We start from the raw sequence: 2,974 nt of genomic DNA, 5'->3' as shown, positions 1-2,974 counted from the left end.
ATATTATGGTAACTTCCAAGTTTTGAAAAATATTAATGTGCAAGTGAAAAAAGGTGAAGTGGTAGTAGTTGTTGGTCCTTCAGGATCAGGAAAAAGTACATTGCTTCGGTGTATAAATCAGTTAGAGGCGATTACTGATGGAGAGTTAATCGTACAAAATACAGATGTACACAATAAAAAAACAGATATGAATGAATTACGCCGAAATATTGGTATGGTCTTCCAGCATTTTTACTTATACCCACATAAAACAGTTCTGCAAAATATTACACTAGCACCAATTAAAGTAAATAAAACTTCAAAAGAAGAAGCAGAAAAAACAGCGATGGTTTATTTAGAGAAAGTAGGAATCCCGGAGAAGGCAGGTGTATATCCTCATCAATTATCCGGAGGTCAACAGCAAAGGGTAGCTATTGCTAGAGGGCTCGCGATGCAACCGAAAATTATGCTATTTGATGAGCCTACGTCCGCTCTTGATCCAGAGATGATCGGAGAGGTGCTTGATGTTATGAAAGCGCTGGCTAAAGAAGGAATGACGATGGTCGTCGTCACACATGAGATGGGATTTGCACGTGAGGTAGCAGATAGAATTTTATTTATGGATGACGGTCAAATTATCGAAGATACAACACCATCACAATTTTTTGCAAATCCTGAACAAGAAAGAGCACGTCTATTTTTAGGCCGGGTATTAAATCATTAAAGGAGGAATCTCATGCTTAAGATGAAAAAGTTGTTTACCCTAATCGTATTCTCATGTTTATTCGTGTTTATTGTTGCTGGGTGCGGGGGGAAAAAAGACGAGGCGAAAGAAACGAATACGAAGCAAGGCGGAGCTGTTGAGCAAATTAAGAAGCGCGGGAAGTTAGTAGTTGGAGTGAAGAATGATACGAATTTATTTGGATTGAAAAACCCTTCAACAGGGCAAGTAGAAGGATTCGATATTGATATCGCGAAGGCACTTGCGAAAAAAATTCTTGGTGATGAAAAGAAACTAGAGCTGAAAGAAGTAACGTCTAAAACACGTATTCCGATGCTGAAAAATGGTGATATTGATGCAATTATTGCGACAATGACAATTACGGAAGAACGCAAAAAAGAAGTAGATTTCTCAGATGTATATTTTAAAGCAGGACAATCGTTACTTGTGAAAAAAGGAAGCAATATTAAGAGCATTGATGATATAAAACAAGGCGTTAAAGTATTAGCTGTAAAAGGATCAACATCTACAAATAACATTCGCCAAAAATCACCAGAAGCAACAGTATTAGAGTTTGAGAATTATAGTGAGGCATTTACAGCGTTAAAAGCAGGTAAAGGCGATGTTTTAACTACAGATAATGCGATTCTTTACGGAATGGCAAAACAAGATTCTAATTATGAAGTTGTAGGGAAAATTTTCACGGATGAACCGTATGGAATTGCAGTACAAAAAGGTGCAGACGATTTAACGAAAGAGATTAATAGTTTATTAAAAGATATGAAAGCGAATGGAGAATACGATAAATTGTATGAAAAATGGATTGGTCAAAAACAAGAGAAGTAAAATGAAACTTTATTTCTCGTGATAAATAGTAAGAGTGAGAGGATGAGAGTACTCATCCTCTTCTTGTAAAGAAAGAGGGGAGAATATGTGCCTGATTTTTCTATATTAACGAATAACATTGATATGTATTTAGAAGGATTTAAATATACGGTTATGTCTAGTGTAGTTGCACTAATAGGAAGTTTTGTTTTAGGAATTGTTATGGCAGTGATGCGAATTTCACCTATTCGTATTTTGAATTGGATTGGCTCTGCCTATGTAGAGTTTGTTAGAAATATTCCACTCGTATTAATTGCATTCATTTTCTATTTTGCTTTGCCTGTAATAGGAATTACTTTCAACGGTTTTGTAGCAGGGACAGTTGCGCTTACAGTTTATACAGCGGCTTTTATTGCGGAAGTAATTCGTGCTGGTATTTTATCAGTCGCGAAAGGTCAAATGGAAGCAGCACGTTCTTCAGGATTAACTTATACGCAAGCGATGTATCATGTCGTCTTACCTCAAGCGATGAAAATCGTCATTCCTCCTCTAGGAAATCAATTTCTCAATTTAGTAAAAAACTCTTCAATACTCGGAATTATTGCTGGAACGGATTTAATGTATCAAGGAGACTTAATTTCAACGAAGACGTTCGTTACGTTTGATGTATATATATTTGTCGGGATGTTTTATTTAGTATTAACAATTCCGCTAAGTATGCTAGTGCGTTATTTAGAAAAACGCTTGGCAAAGGAGGCGGTATAAATGGATTTTAAAGGAGCGATAACAGGTGATCATATCCTCTTTTTATTAAAAGGATTACTCATAACGTTAGAGGTAGCGCTCATAGCAATTGTACTTAGCTTTATTATTGGTAGTGTAATAGGAATATTGCGCTATACGAAAATACCTGTCGTCTCACAAATATTAGGCTTTATCGTGGAAGTCATTCGAAATTTACCGCTACTTTTAATTATATTTTTTACGTATTTTGCACTTCCGGAAGCGGGATTGAAGTTAGAAATTATAACAGCTGCAATTGTTGCTTTAACAATATTTGAAGCGGCAATGATATCTGAAATTGTTCGAAGCGGTCTATTATCTATCGAAAAAGGGCAGATTGAGGCTGCAAGGTCTTCTGGATTAACGTATGTGCAAGCGCTTTGGCATATTATTTTGCCGCAAGCATTAAGAAGAATGGTCCCCCCGCTTGTTAGTCAATTTATTTCATTGTTAAAAGATACGTCATTAGCGGTTGTTATATCATTGCCAGAGCTTATGCATAATGCTCAAATTATTAGCGGGCAGAATGTAAATTATATGATTCCGACATTTATACTAGCAGCCTGTATGTATTTTGTTGTAAACTACGGTTTATCAATTTTATCTAGAAGATTAGAAATACGTTAACTCTTACAAAAAAATGTAAGAGTTTTTTCCTTATAAATC

At 35.7% G+C, this 2,974-nt stretch carries 4 protein-coding genes; all 4 read left to right on the top strand.

All coding sequences use genetic code 11. The features are described from left to right. Nucleotides 1-703, top strand: a 703-nt coding sequence (locus AB3X49_RS20415; RefSeq protein WP_367964381.1) for an amino acid ABC transporter ATP-binding protein, incomplete at its 5' end; no start/stop codon positions are given. Nucleotides 704-715: 12 nt separating this feature from the next. Next, nucleotides 716-1,546: a glutamine ABC transporter substrate-binding protein GlnH gene (gene glnH, locus AB3X49_RS20410; protein ID WP_002125212.1), complete on the top strand. Its 831-nt coding sequence runs from the start codon at nucleotides 716-718 to the stop codon at nucleotides 1,544-1,546. A gap of 87 nt (nucleotides 1,547-1,633) precedes the next feature. Further along, a complete protein-coding gene (locus AB3X49_RS20405) occupies nucleotides 1,634-2,290 on the top strand; it encodes an amino acid ABC transporter permease (protein WP_002090963.1) in 657 nt (218 codons plus the stop codon). Continuing rightward, entirely contained in the window at nucleotides 2,291-2,935 is a 645-nt protein-coding gene (locus tag AB3X49_RS20400) for an amino acid ABC transporter permease (RefSeq protein ID WP_002134376.1), read from the top strand. It begins immediately after the preceding gene. Nucleotides 2,936-2,974: the final 39 nt, after the last annotated feature.

Origin of the sequence: Bacillus sp. C30, assembly GCF_040838255.1 — a bacterium.
Lineage (GTDB): Bacteria > Bacillota > Bacilli > Bacillales > Bacillaceae_G > Bacillus_A > Bacillus_A mycoides.
This window is presented reverse-complemented; position numbering and strand designations above follow the sequence as displayed.